This is a genomic window from Streptomyces sp. 6N223, from assembly GCF_052246635.1.
Taxonomy (GTDB): domain Bacteria; phylum Actinomycetota; class Actinomycetes; order Streptomycetales; family Streptomycetaceae; genus Streptomyces.
Window position 1 is genome coordinate 12,220 of the sequence record NZ_JBQQCA010000014.1, and the last position, 17,544, is coordinate 29,763.

Annotated in this window: 18 protein-coding genes and 1 pseudogene; 9 read left to right on the forward strand and 10 right to left on the reverse strand. The window is 69.4% G+C overall.

Features of this window, described 5'->3' with window-relative positions:
- Positions 1-17 precede the first annotated feature (17 nt).
- The 9 genes from ACTWQH_RS11455 to ACTWQH_RS11495 form a co-directional block, all read right to left on the reverse strand.
- The gene (locus ACTWQH_RS11455) at positions 18-1,733 is read right to left on the reverse strand and encodes a thiamine pyrophosphate-binding protein (protein ID WP_443286336.1); all 1,716 of its coding nucleotides are present in this window, start codon (positions 1,731-1,733) and stop codon (positions 18-20) included.
- A gap of 107 nt (positions 1,734-1,840) precedes the next feature.
- Complete coding sequence (locus ACTWQH_RS11460) at positions 1,841-2,539, reverse strand: SDR family NAD(P)-dependent oxidoreductase (protein ID WP_443286337.1); 699 nt, start codon at positions 2,537-2,539, stop codon at positions 1,841-1,843.
- Positions 2,540-2,605: 66 nt separating this feature from the next.
- Complete coding sequence (locus tag ACTWQH_RS11465; protein ID WP_443286338.1) at positions 2,606-3,463, reverse strand: VOC family protein; 858 nt, start codon at positions 3,461-3,463, stop codon at positions 2,606-2,608.
- Between the two features lies 1 nt (position 3,464).
- Positions 3,465-4,463, reverse strand: a complete 999-nt coding sequence (locus ACTWQH_RS11470; RefSeq protein ID WP_443286339.1) for an ornithine cyclodeaminase family protein — start codon at positions 4,461-4,463, stop codon at positions 3,465-3,467.
- Positions 4,460-5,473, reverse strand: coding sequence for a dihydrodipicolinate synthase family protein (locus ACTWQH_RS11475; RefSeq protein WP_443286340.1), 1,014 nt, complete (start codon positions 5,471-5,473; stop codon positions 4,460-4,462). Before ACTWQH_RS11475 ends, ACTWQH_RS11470 begins: the two co-directional genes overlap by 4 nt.
- A 118-nt stretch (positions 5,474-5,591) precedes the next feature.
- Positions 5,592-6,122, reverse strand: coding sequence for an aromatic-ring-hydroxylating dioxygenase subunit beta (locus ACTWQH_RS11480; protein ID WP_443286341.1), 531 nt, complete (start codon positions 6,120-6,122; stop codon positions 5,592-5,594).
- A complete protein-coding gene (locus ACTWQH_RS11485; RefSeq protein ID WP_443286342.1) occupies positions 6,119-7,432 on the reverse strand; it encodes an aromatic ring-hydroxylating oxygenase subunit alpha in 1,314 nt (437 codons plus the stop codon). The genes ACTWQH_RS11480 and ACTWQH_RS11485 overlap by 4 nt, the downstream gene beginning before the upstream one ends.
- Positions 7,433-7,553: 121 nt before the next feature.
- Positions 7,554-8,249 carry a GntR family transcriptional regulator gene (locus tag ACTWQH_RS11490; RefSeq protein WP_443286343.1) on the reverse strand — a complete coding sequence of 232 codons (696 nt, stop codon included), beginning with the start codon at positions 8,247-8,249 and terminating at the stop codon, positions 7,554-7,556.
- A 65-nt stretch (positions 8,250-8,314) separates the two neighbouring features.
- On the reverse strand, positions 8,315-9,016 hold the full coding sequence (locus tag ACTWQH_RS11495) for a GntR family transcriptional regulator (protein WP_443286344.1): 702 nt from the start codon (positions 9,014-9,016) through the stop codon (positions 8,315-8,317).
- Between the two features lie 128 nt (positions 9,017-9,144).
- On the opposite strand from ACTWQH_RS11495, the gene ACTWQH_RS11500 reads away from it, so the two are divergent.
- The 6 genes from ACTWQH_RS11500 to ACTWQH_RS11525 all read left to right on the forward strand — a co-directional run bounded on the left by ACTWQH_RS11500 (position 9,145) and on the right by ACTWQH_RS11525 (position 13,363).
- The gene (locus ACTWQH_RS11500; RefSeq protein ID WP_443286345.1) at positions 9,145-9,408 is read left to right on the forward strand and encodes a hypothetical protein; all 264 of its coding nucleotides are present in this window, start codon (positions 9,145-9,147) and stop codon (positions 9,406-9,408) included.
- Positions 9,395-10,588 (forward strand): aromatic ring-hydroxylating oxygenase subunit alpha, encoded by a 1,194-nt coding sequence (locus ACTWQH_RS11505; RefSeq protein WP_443286346.1) that lies wholly within the window; start codon positions 9,395-9,397, stop codon positions 10,586-10,588. Before ACTWQH_RS11500 ends, ACTWQH_RS11505 begins: the two co-directional genes overlap by 14 nt.
- A complete protein-coding gene (locus ACTWQH_RS11510; RefSeq protein WP_443286347.1) occupies positions 10,585-11,088 on the forward strand; it encodes an aromatic-ring-hydroxylating dioxygenase subunit beta in 504 nt (167 codons plus the stop codon). The genes ACTWQH_RS11505 and ACTWQH_RS11510 overlap by 4 nt, the downstream gene beginning before the upstream one ends.
- Positions 11,085-11,858, forward strand: a complete 774-nt coding sequence (locus ACTWQH_RS11515) for an SDR family NAD(P)-dependent oxidoreductase (protein WP_443286348.1) — start codon at positions 11,085-11,087, stop codon at positions 11,856-11,858. Before ACTWQH_RS11510 ends, ACTWQH_RS11515 begins: the two co-directional genes overlap by 4 nt.
- A 37-nt stretch (positions 11,859-11,895) precedes the next feature.
- Positions 11,896-12,093 carry a ferredoxin gene (locus ACTWQH_RS11520; protein WP_443286349.1) on the forward strand — a complete coding sequence of 66 codons (198 nt, stop codon included), beginning with the start codon at positions 11,896-11,898 and terminating at the stop codon, positions 12,091-12,093.
- Positions 12,094-12,157: 64 nt separating this feature from the next.
- Positions 12,158-13,363 carry an aromatic ring-hydroxylating oxygenase subunit alpha gene (locus ACTWQH_RS11525; RefSeq protein ID WP_443286350.1) on the forward strand — a complete coding sequence of 402 codons (1,206 nt, stop codon included), beginning with the start codon at positions 12,158-12,160 and terminating at the stop codon, positions 13,361-13,363.
- Between the two features lie 218 nt (positions 13,364-13,581).
- On the opposite strand, the pseudogene ACTWQH_RS11530 reads toward ACTWQH_RS11525, so the two are convergent.
- A pseudogene (locus tag ACTWQH_RS11530) lies at positions 13,582-14,292 on the reverse strand (IS701 family transposase); the annotation flags it as partial.
- A 281-nt stretch (positions 14,293-14,573) separates the two neighbouring features.
- Between ACTWQH_RS11530 and ACTWQH_RS11535 the strand changes: the two are divergent.
- The 3 genes from ACTWQH_RS11535 to ACTWQH_RS11545 all read left to right on the forward strand — a co-directional run bounded on the left by ACTWQH_RS11535 (position 14,574) and on the right by ACTWQH_RS11545 (position 17,361).
- Positions 14,574-16,049 (forward strand): NF041680 family putative transposase, encoded by a 1,476-nt coding sequence (locus tag ACTWQH_RS11535; RefSeq protein WP_443286351.1) that lies wholly within the window; start codon positions 14,574-14,576, stop codon positions 16,047-16,049.
- A 54-nt stretch (positions 16,050-16,103) separates the two neighbouring features.
- Complete coding sequence (locus tag ACTWQH_RS11540; RefSeq protein ID WP_443286352.1) at positions 16,104-16,634, forward strand: hypothetical protein; 531 nt, start codon at positions 16,104-16,106, stop codon at positions 16,632-16,634.
- Between the two features lie 190 nt (positions 16,635-16,824).
- A complete protein-coding gene (locus ACTWQH_RS11545; protein ID WP_443286353.1) occupies positions 16,825-17,361 on the forward strand; it encodes a GNAT family N-acetyltransferase in 537 nt (178 codons plus the stop codon).
- The last annotated feature ends 183 nt before the right edge of the window (positions 17,362-17,544 follow it).

Here is a 17,544-nt window from a genome sequence, read left to right on the forward strand (position 1 = left end):
CTCGGTTCAGAATCCGGTCAGAATCCGGGGGTGAGCACGTCGAGCAGCGCCGGCTTTCCCGAGCTGACGACCTTGACTGCCTGTGCGAGGTTTTCGGCGAGAGTCTGCGAGTCGCTGATGGGCCCTGCGGCCCACACGCCGAACGACCGGGCCATCGCGGCGAGGTCGACGGGCGGGTCGGCGAGCCCGGCGCCGACGTAGCGCAGGGCATCGTCGTGGCCGCGCTGCCGGGCGATCGTGCCGGCGTGCTCCACGGTGTTTCCGTACTGGCGGTTGTTGTTGACGATGACCAGGACCGGCAGCGACCGGTGGGCGGCGGTCCACAGCGCGGACGGCAGGAACAGCAGGTCGCCGTCGGCCTGTACGTCGATGGTGATGGTGCCGGGCTGCTGGGCGAGCGCGGTGCCGAGCGCGCCGCCGACGCCGTAGCCGAGGCCGCCGCCGGCGGCCCAACCGGTGTACTGGCGGGCCCTGGTGAGCGGCAGATACTTGTGCTCGAGCCGGCCGTTGCTGCCGCCGCCGAGCACGAAGTCGGTCCCGTCGACGGCACCGGCCACCTCGTACAGCACGCGCTCGAGGGGGATCGCCCCGTCGGCCGTCGCCGCGGCGGCCGTGGCCGCCCAGCCGCGCCGCGCCGCGGTGGTGCGGTCGGCGTACTCGGCACGCCGCGCGGCGACCAGGTCGGCGGGCAGTGGCTGCCGGCGCAGCTGGTCGAGGACGGCTTCGACGACGCGGTCGGCGGCGGCGGTGATGTGCCGCTCGGCCGCGGCCATCGCCTGGTAGTCGTGCGCCCAGGCGCGCAGCTTGAGGCCGGCGAGGGAGACGTTGATGACCGCCTGGGGCCGTTCGGTGTCGCCGGCCGCTTCGGCCAGTGGCGACTGAAGGTCCTCCACGTCGAGGGCGAGGACGGCGTCCGCCTCCCGCAGGATCCCGGGCACGTGCATCGCGGCAAGCGGGTGTGTGGTGGGAAACGCGTGCCGCACGCCGGTGTCGACGACCGGGGCGCCGAGGGCCTCGGCGAGCTCGACCAGAGCGGCGAACGCCTCGGACGTCTCGCCCGCGTATCCGGCCAGGATCACGGGACGCCGCGCGGCGCGCAGCGTGCGGACGATCCAGGCGATGTCGTCGGCTGCCGGCGCGGGCCGGGTCGGGACCGGGAAGCGGTCCAGACCGTGCCGGGTGAAGTCCTCGGGCAGGGGGTCTTCCTGCAGGTCGACGTCGTAGCAGAGGTAGACCGGCCCGCTGGGGACGGACCCGAGGGCGCCCATGGCGCGGGCGAACGACTCCTCGACGCTGTGGACGTCGTGCGGCTCGTCGTCCCACTTGGTGAAGTCGCGGACGATGTTGGCCTGGACGGACGCGGTGTGGATCCAGTCGATCCATGGGCGGCGGCGGCCCTTGGCCTTGGGGCCGGTGCCGCCGAGGAGCAGCGCGGGAGCGCGGTCGCACCAGGCGTTGTAGATCGCCATGCTGGCGTTCTGCAGGCCGACGACGTTGTGCAGCAGGGCCGCCATCGGCTTGCCCGCCGCCTTCGCGTAGCCCTGTGCGACGGAGACTGCCACGGCCTCATGCATGCAGAGCGTGATCCGTGGCGCACCCGCTGTGTGGACGAGCGAGTCGTGGATGCCGCGGAAGCTGGCCCCCGGGTTGAAGGCCACGTGCTCGATGCCCGCCTCGAGCATCAGCTCGACGATGACGTCCGAGCCGTAGCGGCTTCGGCGTGCTTGCGTCATGAGGCATCTCCTCGCCTTGACTGTCGCGTTCAGCGCGACCCGGTGATGGGACTGGCTGCTGGACCTGGGTCCGTGCAGTCGCTGGATTGCAGGCATGAAGAGTTCCGTCAGGGCATCAGCAGTCCCCCGTTCACGTGCAGCACCTGGCCGGTGATGTAGCGCGCGGCGTCGCTCAGCAGGAACAGGACCGGGTCGACCACATCGGCCACCTCGCCGATCCGCCCCAAGGGGATGAGCGCCGCCCGGCCCGCTTCGTCGAACGCCGGGTTCTTCTCGATCATGGGTGTCCGGATCGGGCCGGGGGCCAGCGCGTTGCACCGCACACCGCGGCCCGCGTACTCCAGGGCGATGGACTTGGTCAGCGCCTCGACGCCGGACTTCGCCGCCGCGTAGTGCGCGCCCAGCGGGTAGCCCTTTCTCGCGTAGCCGCTGGACATGGTGACGATGGCGCCGTCACCGGCGTCGACCATGCCGGGCAGGACAGCCTGGGCCAGCAGGAACGTGCTCTTCAGCGATACGTCGACCACCCGCTGCCACTCGTGCGTGTCGAGGTCGGTGAGCGGTGCCTCGGAGACGGTGCCGGCCGCGCAGACCAGACGTGTCGGTGCGCCGAGTTCGGCCGTGACCTTGGTCACCGCGGAGGTGACGGCCGCCTGGTCGGTGACATCGCAGGGCAGCGACATGCTGGCGGCCGGGTTGGCCTCCAGGTCGAGTGCCGCGACCCCCGCACCGGTGGCGAGCAGGGCGTCGACGAGCCCCCGGCCGATGCCGCCGGCCGCGCCGGCGACGAGGACGACATCCGTCATGGCGTCTCCCTTCTTCATCTCTTCGTCACTTCGTCACTTCGTCTCTTCGTCAGGTCGTCGGCCGCTTCAGGCCAGGAAGCTCTCCGGCGGCGTCGGGCCCCAGGTGTTGAGCGTCTTGGTCAGCCGGTCGCCCGGTTCCCAGCCGATCGGCGGGGCGTCCGGGTCGGTGATGTGGACCATGTCCGCGTACAGCTCGATCCGCAGGCCGGACGACGGGTCGGCCACGTAGGAGAAGAGGCTGCGGCCCGGGCGGTGCCGGCCCGGGCCGTACTCGACCGTGTATCCGGCGGTGCCGAGATGGTCGAGCAGTGGCTGGTAGGCGTGCCAGCCGGGGATCTCGAGCCCGAGGTGGTGCGGCACGGAGGGCTCCCCCGGGCGCAGGGCCACCGCGTGGTGCTCGGTGTCGGTGCGCATCCAGTACAGCGCCTCGCCGATGTACTCCGACAGCCGCAGGTGCAGCCGCTCGGTGAAGAACTCCGCGGTCTGCGGCGGGCACGGTGTCTTGAGGTTGACGTGTCCCATGCGGCGCGGGCGCAGCACCGACGGTGGCGGCGCGGCGACCCGCAGCGTGGACCAGGGTTCGAGCGACACGACGATGCCGGTCGGGTCCGTGACCCGGACGCTGGTGTCGCCGGCGCGCTTGCCGCCGATGGCCGCGGCGAGGTCGTCGAGGTCTGCGGCATCGTGCACGCCGAAGACGACCCGCTCCACGACGTGCCCCGGGCCCTGCGCCAGCTCGATCGCGCCTTGGCCGCTGTCGGTACCGTAGTCACCGCCACAGACGACGAGGAGCCGGTCGCCCTCCTGGCGGACCTCGAAGTCGAAGCCGTCGGCCAGGAACCGGGCGGTCGCCTGCGGATCCGGCACGGTGACGGCTATCCGGTTGAGGGAGCCGTACGGGCGCGGCGACGTTCCGTTCGGCACCTCAGTTCCCCCTCCCCATGTCTTCGGCCTTCAGCTCGGCGAGATCCCCGAGCTCACGGCCGATTCCCTGTTCCCGCGCGCCTGCGATCAGTGCCGCGGCGAGGGCAAGGTCCTGCAGGGCGGTGCCGACCGACTTGAAGACCAGCAGGTCGCGGCGGTCGGCCTGCGTGCGTGCGGTGTCTGGCGCGCCTGCATCCCAGTCCGCCATGGCCACGAGGCTGCTGGGGGTGATCGCGCCCGCGGCGACCGCGGCGGCGACGTCGCCGGACTCGGCGAGCACCTGCGCCGGATCGTCGACCAGGACCTTGCGGGCCCGCGCGAACGTGGCCGCGTCGAGCTCGCGGAGAGCGGGGCGCGTCGAGCCGATGGACAGTACCGTGGCGTTCGGTGCGAAGTCGGCACCGTTCACCACCGGCTCGAACGCCTTGGTGGCGAGCACCGTCACCGGGCATGCGCCGGCGACATCCTCGACCCGTTCGACGGGGACGATCGAGATCCCCAGGTCATTGCCGAGCCGGTCGGCGAATGCCCGGCGCCCCTCCGCGGACCGGCTGTAGACGAGGACCTTCGACAGCGGCCACAGCCGGGCGAACGCGCGCAGGTGGCCGACCGCCTCGTAACCGGTGCCGACCATGCCGAGCACGTCGGTGCCCTGCGGGCACAGCAGCTCGCCGGCCACCGCCGTGGTCGCCGCGGTGCGCAGCCGCGTCACTTCGGCCGCGTCGAGCGTGGCCAGCAGCTCACCGGTGTCCTGCCGGCAGACGAGCAGCAGGTAGCGGTTGCCGTGCCCCTTCGCCAGCGTCATGACCTTCGCGCCCATGAACTCGCCGAGAGCCGCGGGCATCGCCCGGAAGAATCCGGTGGGCACGTTCACGTCGATGCGCGGCGGCAGCGCGTAGGCACCTTCGGCCTGGACGCGCACCGCCAGCCGTGCCGCCTCGCGCGCCACGTCCTCGGTGGCCAGGCGGGTGATGTCGGCGCTGTCGAGGTGCAGCGTCATTGCACCCGCCCCGTGTAGAAGGCAGCGTCGTCGGCGGGCAGTTCGAAGCCGGAGGCCGCGAGCCCTCCTCGCAGCGACGTCATCTGGCCGGGCGAGAGCCGCATCTGCGGCATGCGCAGCAGGCCTCCGTTCATGCCCTGCAGCCAGCCGAGGTACTTCCAGCCGTTGCGGTGGATCAGGTTGGCGCCGTGGAAGGTGGCGTGGAATGCGCCCTTGGCCTCGCGCCCCGGGTGGTAGCTCCAGAACGTCTCCATCGCCTGGTCGAACTGGCCGGCGTTGAGCTGCCGCATCATGGTCGGGATCCGGTCACCGAACGCCTCGTACCCGCTCGTGCCCCACCAGCGGACGCCGAAGTGGCGGGCGAGGGCGGGGGCGTGCTGCTCCATGGGGTTCTGCACGATCAGGTGCTGACTGCACCTGTCGTAGACCTGCGCGAACGAGGAGAACAGCGCCGAGCCGCCGCCCTCGTACTTCAGCGCCGCCGCCGTCTCCAGCTTGCTCATCTCCTCGAGCGCCTCTACGGGGAAGCCCGCCGGATGCAGGGGCTTGAACCCCCAGGCGGTGGCGGCGAACAGGATCAGCGCGAGATCGGTGGACTCGGCCACGTGCCGGGTGTGGGCGACGATCTCGGCCGCGCTCCTCGGCCGGAAGCTCTGCGGGTAGGACAGCAGACCCGCCTCGGCGCCGACGGCCGCGGCCAGGTCGGCGATCCTCAGTGACTGCTCGACCGTGTCGAAGCTCAGGTGCGCGACGGTCCTGAAGCCCGCCGGCGCCGCGTCGGCGGCGATCTCGAGGAATCGCTGGTACTCGGCAAAGGTGGTGCCGGACTCCGCGGCCACCAGGGTGCCCCAGAAGCCGAGTTCAGCGGCGCGCTTGACGTCGTGCCTGATGCCGGCCTCGTTCAGGCCGGCGAAATCCGGTGTGAAGGACGGCAGCGTGACCGAGCAGCCGCCCTCCCACTCGGTGCGGGCGCGGTCTTTTACCTCGCCGCGGGAGTAGGCCAGTGCCATGTCCAGGATCCCTTCTGCCTGCCATTCGATCAGTCTGTCAACTGTCGACACTTAATGTGCGCCCAGCTGCCCCTGAGGACGGCGGCTGGTGCGGAACCAGTCGTCTAATGAGGGTCGTTCACAGCAGCACTCCCAGATTCTTGGTGGCGAGCGAGGACTGGTCGATGATGATCCGCCTGTTGGTGATCAGCCAGCCGCCGGCGCCGGAGTCGACGTCCGGGGCGCGGCGCAGCAGGTCCCGCCGCTCTCCGACGATGAGGTCGAACGCGCCCATGTCGCCGCGGCTGCGGTACAGCAGCATGTTGGTCCGCACCGTGACCCCGCCGTCCTCCGCCGCGGTCGCCCGCAGATTGGTGATCAGGCGGCGCGTGTGCGAGGGCGGGTCCTCGGCCCAGGCGACGTCCGTGCGCAGCCGCCTGATCCGCAGGCAGAGGGACGGCTTCGTGTCGTCGAAGTGGCCCAGTTCCTCGACCACGGTGCTGGCCGGCGACTTGCGCGTGGCCAGGAGCGGCGCGAAGTACTCGAGCTCCGGCGCGAACAGCTCCAGCCATTCCTCCCAGCGCCGCTCGTCGAGCAGCTCCGCCTCGCGGTAGTAGAAGTCCTCGAGTTCGATGCGGGTCGCGAGGTCGACCCGGGCAGCGGTGGTCATCGCGTCTTCTCCCGCAGGATGTGGTCGAGCCACACGCGGTAGAACGTGCGCCCCGCGGCCTCGCTGAACTTTCCGTCGTACACACCGCCGGGCCCGGGGAACTCGTCGGAGGGCAGCGGCGGCAGTTCCAGACCCATGCCGTAATGCAGCACGAATTCGTCCTTGCGATACAGCGCGCCGTCCGAGACGCGGGTCTGCGCCTCCCAGTTCTCGGTGTCGTCCTGGTCGAACATGCCGGACGAGCTGAAGGTCTGGGTGTACATGCGGCGGCCGAGCTTCTTCCACCATTCGGGCGCGTTCTTCTCGACCAGATGCCACGACCACACCTGGGTGCGGTTCGGCCCGGCCGGCTGCCACACGCGGATCATCGCCCCGCTGACCCGGCGTCCGTCAAGCTCGATGAAGTTCGGGATGAGGAACGACATGTTCGGGAAGACGCCACCGTGCATGTTCTTGATACGGGCGAGCGTCTCCAGCTGGCCCTCGCCGAGGTTCGCCGCGTACTCGCCGGCCAGCTCCGCCGGAAAGTACGACTCGCCGTCGACGTGGACACCGACGCCGAGACCGTGGCCGCCGCCCGGGTCCACGTGGTAGCCATCCCGGCCGAAGTCAGCGCCCTTCACCATGTCCAGGCGCGACAGGAAGGAGTGCGCGGTAGCGGTGTGATAGGCGTCGGAGATGAAGTTCTCCGACGGCAGCCGCCAGTTCGTCGGTACCACCCACCGCTCGGGCACGCCGACGACCTCCATCTCGGCGCGGCCGATGATCAGGTCCAGGTACCAGCGGACATCGCCGAGGAACTCCTCGAGTGACGGCCCCTCCTTCGCCCAGGTGGCGAACACCATGCCCTTGTAGACCTCGCAGCGGGCCTCCAACAGGTGCAGCGCCGCCCGGTCGAGCCCCTGCGGATAGGCGACTCGCTCGAACGGCGCGCCCAGGAACGTGCCGAGGAAGTCGCCCTTCGACCCGTAGGTGAAGCCGTGGTATGGGCATCGCCACATGTTCGTCTCGCCGAAGTCCTCGCACGCGAGCTTCATCCCGCGATGCCGGCACGCGTTGAGGAAGACCCGGACGACGGAGTCGTCGCCGCGGCCCACGATCACCGACTCCTCCCCCATGGACCGCACGACGAACGAGCCGGGCTTCGGTACCTCCGAAAGATGCGCGACGAACAGCCACGTCTGCCCGAACAGTCGCTCGAGTTCCAGTGCGTATACGTCGGGGTCGCTGTACACGAACAGCGGGATCTCTCCCCGTTCCGGGATGACGGACTCACGGATGCGGTCGGTCAGCTCACGTTGCGTACTCATCGCACGATCGCCTCCTCGGCTGCGGTCAGGGCACGGCGACTGGGATGCCCTCATTCTGTAGATGGGCAACTGTATACAGACGTCTCGAGACTACGGCCTCCGTGGTCAGTTGTCTACACTTCTACTGTGCCGATTTCCTACCTGCCGCGAGTACCGCCTCGCAGGTGTGCCGGACGTGCTCCTCCGTGGCCTTCCTCGCTCCCGCGGCGTCCCCCGCCTCGATGAGCCGGAGGATCTCGTCGTGCTCGGCGGTCGTCTCCGCCGGCCGGTGGACGCCGTTGCCCCGGGACCACAACCGTGTGTAGCGCTCCGAACGCTGCCGCAACGGCTCGAGCAGCTCGGCGGCGGTCTCGGCGCCCGAGGGGCTGAACAGCAGCCGGTGGAACTCCCGGTTGAGCTCGAGCCACGCCGGGTGGTCGGATTCGGTGCGCAGCCGCTCGTTGATCGCCCGCGCCGTGACGATCGTGGCCTGGTCGATGTGCGGAACGGCCTGCTCGACCAGCCACCCCTCGATGAGCCCCCGCAGCGCGAAGATCTCGACCAGCCGCGCCGGCGTCGTGCCGCGGACCCGGACCCGGCGGTGCGCCTGTGAATCGACGAGCCCCTCCGCCTGGAGCTGCCGCAGCGCCTCGCGTACCGGAACACGGGACACGCCGAAGCGCGCCGCGAGTTCCACCTGATTCAGCTCGGCGCCATCTGCGAACTGCCCGGAGACGATGGCTCCTCGCAGGGCGTCGGCGATGTAGTCCGCCGTGATCCGGCGGCCCTTTTGCGCGGTCTCGACGTCGATGACTGACAGGTCGGCAGGTGTAGACACATAGACAGTCTACATGTCTTGTCTTCGAGCCTGACCCTCGCCTCGACGGCGAACTACCGCCGACGCTACTTCCGTCCCGCGGCGTAGGCGCGACCCAGTTCGACGAGGCGCCGCCCGGTGTCGCGGATGTGTGCCTCCAGCAAGGAGCGCGCACCGGGGCCGTCTCCGACCTCGATCGCGTGGAGCACGGCGGCATGCTCGCCCGCGGCCAGATCGTTCTGCCGCAGGCTCCCGATGCCCGTCCACATGTGGACGTACCGCTCCGCCCGCGCGCGCAGTTGCGCGACGAGCTCCATCGCCGTCTCGTCGCCGGCGAACCGCAGGAGTCCGTCATGGAAGCTGCTGCTGCGGGCCAGCCACGTGTCGAGGTCGGTCACCGAGGCCATCGCGGCATCCTGCACGCGCAGTTGCTCGATCGCGCCGGCCGGGATGTGCGGGATCGCGCGCATGAGCATGTGCCCTTCGAGCAGCGCGCGGTTGTCGTAGATCTCGGCGAGCCTCTCGACCGAAAGAGCGCGCACCACCGCCCCGTGATGGGCGCGGCTCTCGACCAGCCCTTCCGCCATGAGCTGCCGCATCGCCTCCCTGACCGGCTGGCGGCTGATGCCGAAGCGCTCCGCGATCGCGGCCTGGCTGAGCGCCGCTCCGTCCGGCAGCGCACCCGTGCGGATGGCGGTGCGCAGCTTGTCCGCCACGAGGTCCGCGGTGACGCGGTTCTGCTGGAAGTCCGAAGGCATCTCGAGTCTCGACAGGTCAGCGCTGCTCATACCGTCCCTCTCCGCCGATCGTCAGCAGAGTCCATCATGCCAAGCCATTGTTAGTATATCGACGCCTGTATACAGTAGTCTCCTCAGGAGCTACATCCATGCCTCGTCCGCGTGCCGGGAGACACCTGATGGCCACAGATCAGACCCGACCGGAGAGCGAGCCCGACATCGTGCTCACGAGCGAGTTCGCGTCAGTCCGCATCGACGTGGACCTGGCGGGCAACGGCCCCAGGTTGCGCATCGAGAACCGCCAGAACGGCCATGCCGTCTGCCTGGACCCGCTTGAGCTCGCGAGCCTCACCTGGCTCCAGCACCGCGACCTCGGGCCCTTCCTGGATCCAAGCCAGTCCGGCTGGCGCAACTATGAGGAGATGACCGATGGCGACGGTTGACCCATCGACGCTGATAACCGATGACTGGCAGGTCTCCGGACAGATCTACACCGACCCCGGCCTCTTCGCGGCCGAGCAGGAGCGGGTGTTCCGGTCCCAGTGGCTCTACGTGGCGCATGAAAGCCAGCTGCGCGAGCCGGGCGACTATGTGACGACGTACGCCGGCACCCAGCCGGTGATCGTCTCCCGTGACGGCGACGACGGTCAGGTGCACGTCCTGCTCAACCGCTGCCGGCACCGGGGGGCGTCGGTCTGCCAGGCAGAGCAGGGCAATTCCAGCTTCTTCCGGTGCGCCTACCACGGGTGGACCTACGCCAACAACGGTTCGCTGCGCGGCATCACGTATGACGCGGGCTACGCCGGCCTCGATCGCGGCGAGCTGGGCCTGGTCCGGCTGCCGCGGGTTGCGAGCCACGCCGGCTTCGTCTTCGCCAGCTTCGCCGCCGACGGCCCGTCCCTGGAGGAGCATCTGGGCCACGCGGCGCCCTATCTGACGACGGTCTCGCAGCAGGGGCCCGAGGGGATCCGGCTCTCGGCCGGCGGACACAACATCGAGTTCAGGGCGAACTGGAAGCTCCAGATCGAGAACACCATCGACAACTACCACTTCGGCTTCGTGCACCGCAGCTTCCTCGACGTCCTGGCCGACCGGATCGGCGCCCCGCCGCCGATCGTGAAGAACATCCTCACCAACCCGGAATGGCGCACCGTCGACCTGGGCAACGGCCACTCCGCACACGAGTTCGGCGACCCTCGGTCGGGCAACAACCATGGCCAGCTCGGCGACCTGCCGTTCAACCTGATCATCTTCCCGAACCTGTGCTTCGTCGGCGCACAGGTGCGCCACGTGCTGCCGAAGTCCGCGGACCGCACCCAGGTCCGCCTCTATCCCATGCTGCACGAGGGCGAGTCCGAGGAGCACAACGCCGGCATCCTCCGCGTCCACGAGAGCTTCTTCGGCCCGGCCGGCATGGGCGGGAGCGACGACGTCGAGGTCGCCTTCGACCGGGTCGCGGACGGCCTGCGGGCTACGGAACACGACTGGCTGTACCTCAGCCGCGGCCTGCACCGCGAGGAGCCGGCCGGCGACGGCCGGATCATCGGCCGCGCGGACGACGAGCTGCCGCAGCGGGCGTTCTACCGCCAGTGGTTCCGTTCCATGACAGGAGGAGAGAAGTGACCCCACTCAGTAGCCGGGCCGAGCTGGACAGCCAGCTGGTCGCCGAAGCAGCGGATTTCCTGTACCACGAGGCGAGGCTGCTGGACTCGAGGTCCTTCGACGCCTGGCTCGGGCTGTACGCCGAGGACGCGATCTACTCGGTTCCCCAGGACGCCCGGGCCGATCCCCTGCACCGCGTGAGCCTGCTGTACGAGAACCGCGCCCGCCTCGCGGAGCGGGTGCTGCGCCTCAACAGCGGCTTCGCCTATGCCCAGGAGCCACCCTCCCGGACCGTCCACCTGGTCGGCAACGTCCGGGTGACCACCGGCGAGAGCGACGGGCTGCTCCATGTCACCTCCAACCTGATGGTGACCGAGGCGCGGCGCGGCCGCCAGCACGTGTACGCGGGCGAGGTCGACCACCGCCTGCGGCGGACCGACGGCGGACACTCGATCGTCTTCAAGGAGATCCGCCTGGTCAACAGCGACTTCCCCCTCGGCAACGTCACCTTCCTGCTGTGACGGCCACCATGGACGACGTCAGCGGTGACACGGCGCCCTCGCTCCTCGTCTTCGGCGGCGGCTCCGGCATCGGCCTCGCCGCGGTACGCCTGGCGGCCGGGCGCGGCGACCGGGTCACCGTCGCCGACCTCGACCCCGTCGCACGGAGTCGGCTGGCGGAGCTCGGACAGCGACTCGGGGCGGAGATCGGCTTCATCGAGTGCGACGTCACCGACGGTGCCTCGGTCGCCGCAGCGGTCGGGCACGTGCTGGCTCGGCACGGGCAACTCGACCAGGTGCTCACCACCGTAGGTGGCGCCACGATCGCCGACGTCCCCGATCTCGACCAGTCCGTCTGGGACCGCGAGCTGTCCTTCAACCTGACCAGCGCCTATCACGTGGCCCACTGCGTGCTCCCCGTACTCGCCGCGCGCGGCGCGGGCGCTCTGGTGCTCACCAGCAGTGGCCAGGCGGTGATGGCCGCGACCGACCGCGCGGGCTACGCGGCGGCGAAAGCCGGCGTGATCTCCCTGACCCGGTCGCTGGCCGGCTCGGTGGCCGCCCGCGGCGTGCGGGTCAACTGCCTGGCCCCCGGACCGACCGACACCCCGCGGTTCCGGGCGATGAACGGTGGAGACGAGGGGGTCGAGGCCGTCCGCGCAGCGATGCCCATGGGCTGGATCCCGCAGGCGGAGGACTGTGCGGAGGTCGCGCTCTTCCTCCTGTCGGACGCCGCCCGCGCTGTCACCGGACAGACCGTGCACGTCAACGGCGGCCTCCTGATGCCCTGACCTCCCTGACCTCCACCGACGAGAACGGAGAAACCCCATGAAGAAGATCAGCGTCGACCAGACCCTGTGCAACGGCTACGGGCACTGCGTCATCGAGGCCCCGGACCACTTCGACCTCAATGACGACTCGGGCAAGGCCACTCTGCTCAAGGAGGACATCGCCGACGGCGACCGCGCCAAGGTCGAGTCGGCGGCCATGCTCTGCCCCGTGCAGGCGATCAGCGTCTCCGAGTGACCACGCGCCGGTTGGGAGTCGTCGTGAACCGCGTAACAAGGCGCGTAAGGAAGGAGGAGCAATGATGCAGTGCCCGATTCCGTCCGAGGAGCTCGAGGCATCCTTCAGCGACCCGTCGCAGCCTCTGTTCCTCCCGCCCGAGGCCTACAAGTCCGAGGCGTTCTACCAGTTCGAGCGCGAGGCCGTCTGGCGCAGGCAGTGGCTCATGATCGGGCGGCTGGAGGAGATACCCGAGCCCGGAGACTACTTCTCGATCGAGATCGACGGCGAACCGCTGATCGTCGTCCGCGGCGACGACGGCGCGGTGACCGCCATGTCGGCCGTCTGCCGGCACCGCGGCATGTTCGTCGCCCAGGGCCGGGGCCACTGCGGGAAGGCCCTCGTCTGCCCCTATCACGAGTGGGCCTACGACCGTGCCGGCACGCTGATCGGAGCGCCCCAGGCGATCGAGATGACCCGCCGCGGCATCGGCCTGCCCGCCTTCCGCACCGAACTCTGGCACGGCTTCATCTTCGTCAATTTCGATGACGACGCGGCGCCGCTCGCCCCGCGCCTGGCGACCCTGGAGAAGGTCGTCGCCCCGTACGCGCTCGAGGACCTGCGCGGCGAGTTCACGACGGACCCGGACTACAGGTTCGAGTTCGACTACGACTGGAACTGGAAGGTCTACGCCGACGGGCAGAACGAGTGTTATCACTGCGACAAGATCCACGGTGATACGCCGGTGATCCAGAACTCGGCCTGCGCCAGGCTGAGCTTCGGGGTGCAGGACGCCGCGAACGGCGTCTTCCAGTTCACCATTCCGGGCAAGGAGATCGACGTCACGCTCAACCACCTCGGCAAGGCGATCTGGCCGCCCATCCCCACCCTGTCCGAGCAACAGCGCTGGGAGACCCACGGAGTCACGATCGCGCCGAACGTCACGATGATCCTCATGCCGGACAGCGTGATCGTGCTGTCCTTCTTCCCGACGGGCCCGCGGTCGATGCGGGTCAAGCGGCACCGCCTCTACCCGCAGGCGACCCTGGCCCGGCCCGACTTCGCCGAGCGGCATCGCGCGGAGACCGAGGCGACCCGTGCGTTCGTCTCCCAGGACGACGACGCCTTCGCGCTCGTCCAGCGCGGCATCAACTCCGATTTCGCCGCGCGGGGACCCATCGCGGTCAGGGAGCGGGCGCTGGTCGGCTTCACCCGCTGGCTGATCGACCGCTACCACGAGGCCGCGCAGCAGCCTCCCGCTCCGGCCCCGGTGTCAACCACTCGGTCCTGAAGGACTTCGTTGGGAAATCCCTGTTTCGAATGTCTTGGTCTGTCATGCGGCGAGGTCGAGGCGGGCGAGGTGGGAGACGCGGGTTGTGCCGAGGCGAGTGCCGTTCAGCCAGGCGTCGATGTGGACGAGGTTGACAGCGGTGGCGGACAGGACGTTCGAGAGATGGGTTTTGGCATGGCCACGGTAGGACGTGTGGCGTATCCGGGTGCGGTGGACGGCTTGGCACCCACCCCGGCGCTTTGCCGCTGCCAGGCGGTGGTGGCCAGGCGGCCGGGGAAGGCATCCGCGCGGATGGGGGTGCGGCCGTGGTTGATCCGCACCCGCGTGGAGCAGGCGACGGCCATCACGTGGCCGATGCCGCGCGTCTGAAGGGCGGCACGCAGGTGCGGGTCCTGGCCGCAGGCTTCGTCGCCGGTCACCCATGTCGCCGTCACTCCCGCGTCGAGCGCGGCGGCGATCATCTCCCCGGCCAGGCGGGGTTCGGTCGCGAACTGCACCTCGTCGGGTATCCCGGCTGCCTGGCGGCGCTCGGGGTTGGAGCACCAGGTGTGCTCGGGCAGGTAGAGGCGGCGATCGATCAGCGCCTGCCCTCGGCCGGTGGCGTAGGCGAGGAAGTCGCCGACCTGGCTGTTCTCGAGCCTTCCTGCGGTGCCGGTGTACTGCCGCTGCACGCCTGCCGATGCCCGGCCCTTCTTCACAAAGCCGGTCTCGTCCACGACGAGAACCCCGCCGTCGGTGCCGAGTTGTTCAGCGACGTATGCGCGGACGTCATCGCGGACGGCTTCGGCGTTCCACCGGGCGTATCGCAGCAGGCGCTGCATCGGCCCGGGCCGGGCCATGCCGGCCTGTTCGGCAAGTCGCCAGCGGTTCTTCCGTTCGACGCCCGAGAGCAGGCCCAGCAGATAGGAGCGGGCTGTCGCTCGGGGTTCCGCGGTGGCGGCAGCTCGAAGATCTCCGGACCGCCATAGATCCGGCGCGAGACCTCGCCGGCGCTCTCGCTGACCAGGCCGGCGACGTCCGTACCGTCCCTCAGCCGGGTCTCCCACCGCTCGGCTTGCATTGTCATGACTGAGCTTGTCGTTTATCTGACGGGGTCGAAACGTTCCTCGAACTGGGTCGCTCACCTGGGCATTCACCGGACGTGCGGGTGGCCTCGGCCTGATCATGTGCTCCGACAAAGGACACACATGACCAGACCGAGGCGGTGGAGATGAGTGTGCTGCAGCAGGGGGACCGGCAGGAGGCGTTCGCGAGGTTGTCACGCTTCCGTGGCGACTTCTACGACTGCCTGAACGGGCGCGGGGATGCTCTGTTCGAGCTCACCGACGCGTTGCTGTGTACGGACGGCCCGGTCAGAACGCTGGTCGACCTCGCCTTGGCGCCGGAAAACCGCCGTGGCCACGGCGCCTTGTACGGCGGCTTGAACAATGGGCATATGGACATCGGCCGGCTGCGGCGAACGATCGCCGGACTTCCGCTGCCCAAGGCCGCCGACGGGCGTCTGGTCCTGGCGGTCGACGTCTCACCGTGGCTTCGGCCGGACGCCGCGACCTGCCCGGACCGTTCCTTCTGCCACACCTACGGCCGGGGCGACGCCAAGCACCAGACGATCCCGGGCTGGCCGTACTCCATCGTGACCGCACTGGAGACGGGCCACACCTCCTGGACCGCTGTACTCGACGCCCTCCGTCTTCGGCCTGGCGCCGACCTCGCCGCCGTCACCACCGCCCAGGTGCGCGAGGTCGTCCAGCGGCTCATTGTTGCCGGGCAGTGGCATGAGGGCGACCCGAAGATCCTCATCGTGCTGGACTCCGGATACGACGCCCCGCGCATCGCTCACCTGCTGGCCGGCCTGCCCGTCGATATCCTGGGTCGACTGCGCTCTGACCGGGTGATGCGCCGCCCGACGCCGCCGCGCGTCCACGACCCCAAGGGCGGCCGACCGCCCAAGCACGGCAGCGAGTTCGTCTTCGGCCAACCCGACACCTGGGGCGTCGAGCAGGCCGTCACGGTCACCGACACCCGGCTCTACGGGAAGGCGATCGCGCAGGCGTGGGACCGGCTGCACCCGCGGCTGACCCGCCGGGCGGCCTGGACCGACTACGAGGGACCACTGCCCATCATCGAGGGCACCGTCATCCGCCTGACCGTCGAGAAACTGCCCTCCGGTGGGGTCAACAAGCCGGTCTGGCTGTGGTGGTCGGGCACCGGCGCCACTGCGGCGGACGTCGACCGCTACTGGCAGTCCTTCCTGCGCAGATTCGATGTCGAGCACACCTTCCGTATGCTCAAGCAGACCCTGGGCTGGACAAAGCCACGACTGCGCAGCCCGCAGGCGGCCGACCGCTGGACCTGGCTGGTCACCGCCGCCCACACCCAGCTCCGGCTCGCCCGGCCGCTGGCGGTCGACCTCCGCCGTCCGTGGGAGAGGAAGGCCGAGCTGCACAAACTCACCCCAGCCCGAGTCCGCCGGGGGTTCCGGAACCTCCACGCGAAGACCCTGTCACCAGCGCGTGCACCGAAACCCTCTGCGCCCGGCCCCGGGCGCCCACTGGGGTCGAAAAACCGCCGGCCGGTACCACGTCACGACGTGGGACGGGTCCTCGCCACCGGCGAGGCATACGCCCGCCCGGCTCACCACAAGAAGGGCACCAAGCCACGACGCGCGGGCTCACAGGCAAGCTGAGGGCTTCGACGCCGGGAAGGGACACGGCTCGGCCGTAGCCGATACGGTGCCGCGATGTCGGCCTTCCTCCAGCAACTTCCCGCGCTGATCGGCGTGGTCGTCGGCGCCCTCGGCTCCTATCTGGCAGTCACTCTCGGCGATCGATCGCGTTTCCGCCGCGAGCAGATGGCCCGATGGGAGGATCGGCGCCTGACCGCCGATACGGAGTACAGCGGATCACTCAAGGCAATGATCAGCGTGCTGTTCAGGGCCTCGGCCCACTTCGGCAATGACCCGCACCCCCATCCTTTGACACCGGCTGAGGCGACTCCGCGGCTGGCCAGTGCCTCCGAGGCCCGTGACCAGGCGTGGGAAACGATGCTGCTGCTGGCAGCCCCCGAGGTTGTGGACGTGGCACATGCATGGGCGAGCACGGTCGCCGAGATGGAACGGTTCGTGCGGGATGAGACCCATGATTCGGATGCGTGGTCAACCTTGCTCAGGAAGCAACGCGTGACCCGAGAGAGGTTCTACACAGCGGCACGACTCGACGTCTCGCTATCAACTGGCCACCCGGGGCGTTTCGATGCGCCCCCCGGACCTTAAATGACAAGCTGAGAGCCTGTGTCTGAACCTCGGGTGAGAGTCTTCCCAGGTCAGGATTCGAACGAGGCGATCCGAAGGCGGCTCGATGGGCAGGCGCGAGACGCCCGGATTCCCGGCAGGGGGCCGGGCAGACATGAGAACGTGAGCCCGGTATCGGAGTACGGTCAACGCCCGTGACATGGTTGCTGCCATGTCAGTTGGCGCGGCTCCGGGCAGTGAGGTTGTACTCGAGACAAGTCGCCTGCTGCTCAGACCTTGGCGGGTAGCCGAGGCTGTCGTCCACCGTGAGCTGTGGACCGAACGTGATCCACGAGTGCCGCCGCACCGCCGAATCGACGCGGACGGACGCCCCACGATCGCGGAACTCGAGGATTCGATCCGCAACAACCAGCTGTCGTCGATCGGGTTGCTCGCGGTCGAGCGCAAAGCCTCTCGTGACGTCATCGGCTACTGCGGGCTGGTCGACGGCTGGCGAGGATCGGTAGGGGAACCGGAACTGGCATTCGAGCTGCTACGCCGAGTCTGGCGACAGGGATACGCGACCGAGGCCTCGTTGGCGGTTCTGGAATGGGCGAGAGCATCTGGGTACGAACGTCTGTGGGCCACGGTCTGGGACTGGAACATCGCTTCTCGACGCGTGCTGGCCAAGGTCGGATTCACTGAAACCGAGCGGAGGGAAGTGGACGCAGTGTACGGAACCAACCTGTTCACCACGAGACGGCTCTGAGTGCCTGTTTATCGCAGCACGGGTATCGGCATCCGGCGTTCCGCGAGTCTCCGCCAAGGCCGCCTATCGAGTGGCAAGAGGACGCACGGCACAGAGGAGGGCGGCGGGCCTCCAGGCGCACGGACCGTTCGGGCAAGCTGCTGGTCGTGCGAGGGGACGGCGACTCTCAGCTCCTGTGGTGGT

Excerpts from the sequence above, each read along its gene's own strand:
- ACTWQH_RS11495 (WP_443286344.1), bottom strand. The coding sequence starts at position 9,016 with ATGAGCAGCGCTGACCTGTCGAGACTCGAGATGCCTTCGGACTTCCAG.
- ACTWQH_RS11470 (WP_443286339.1), bottom strand. The coding sequence starts at position 4,463 with ATGACGCTGCACCTCGACAGCGCCGACATCACCCGCCTGGCCACCGAG.
- ACTWQH_RS11520 (WP_443286349.1), top strand. The coding sequence starts at position 11,896 with ATGAAGAAGATCAGCGTCGACCAGACCCTGTGCAACGGCTACGGGCAC.
- ACTWQH_RS11460 (WP_443286337.1), bottom strand. The coding sequence starts at position 2,539 with ATGACGGATGTCGTCCTCGTCGCCGGCGCGGCCGGCGGCATCGGCCGG.
- ACTWQH_RS11455 (WP_443286336.1), bottom strand. The coding sequence starts at position 1,733 with ATGACGCAAGCACGCCGAAGCCGCTACGGCTCGGACGTCATCGTCGAG.
- ACTWQH_RS11540 (WP_443286352.1), top strand. The coding sequence starts at position 16,104 with ATGTCGGCCTTCCTCCAGCAACTTCCCGCGCTGATCGGCGTGGTCGTC.
- ACTWQH_RS11505 (WP_443286346.1), top strand. The coding sequence starts at position 9,395 with ATGGCGACGGTTGACCCATCGACGCTGATAACCGATGACTGGCAGGTC.
- ACTWQH_RS11545 (WP_443286353.1), top strand. The coding sequence starts at position 16,825 with ATGTCAGTTGGCGCGGCTCCGGGCAGTGAGGTTGTACTCGAGACAAGT.
- ACTWQH_RS11525 (WP_443286350.1), top strand. The coding sequence starts at position 12,158 with ATGCAGTGCCCGATTCCGTCCGAGGAGCTCGAGGCATCCTTCAGCGAC.
- ACTWQH_RS11480 (WP_443286341.1), bottom strand. The coding sequence starts at position 6,122 with ATGACCACCGCTGCCCGGGTCGACCTCGCGACCCGCATCGAACTCGAG.
- ACTWQH_RS11535 (WP_443286351.1), top strand. The coding sequence starts at position 14,574 with ATGAGTGTGCTGCAGCAGGGGGACCGGCAGGAGGCGTTCGCGAGGTTG.
- ACTWQH_RS11500 (WP_443286345.1), top strand. The coding sequence starts at position 9,145 with ATGGCCACAGATCAGACCCGACCGGAGAGCGAGCCCGACATCGTGCTC.
- ACTWQH_RS11475 (WP_443286340.1), bottom strand. The coding sequence starts at position 5,473 with ATGGCACTGGCCTACTCCCGCGGCGAGGTAAAAGACCGCGCCCGCACC.
- ACTWQH_RS11485 (WP_443286342.1), bottom strand. The coding sequence starts at position 7,432 with ATGAGTACGCAACGTGAGCTGACCGACCGCATCCGTGAGTCCGTCATC.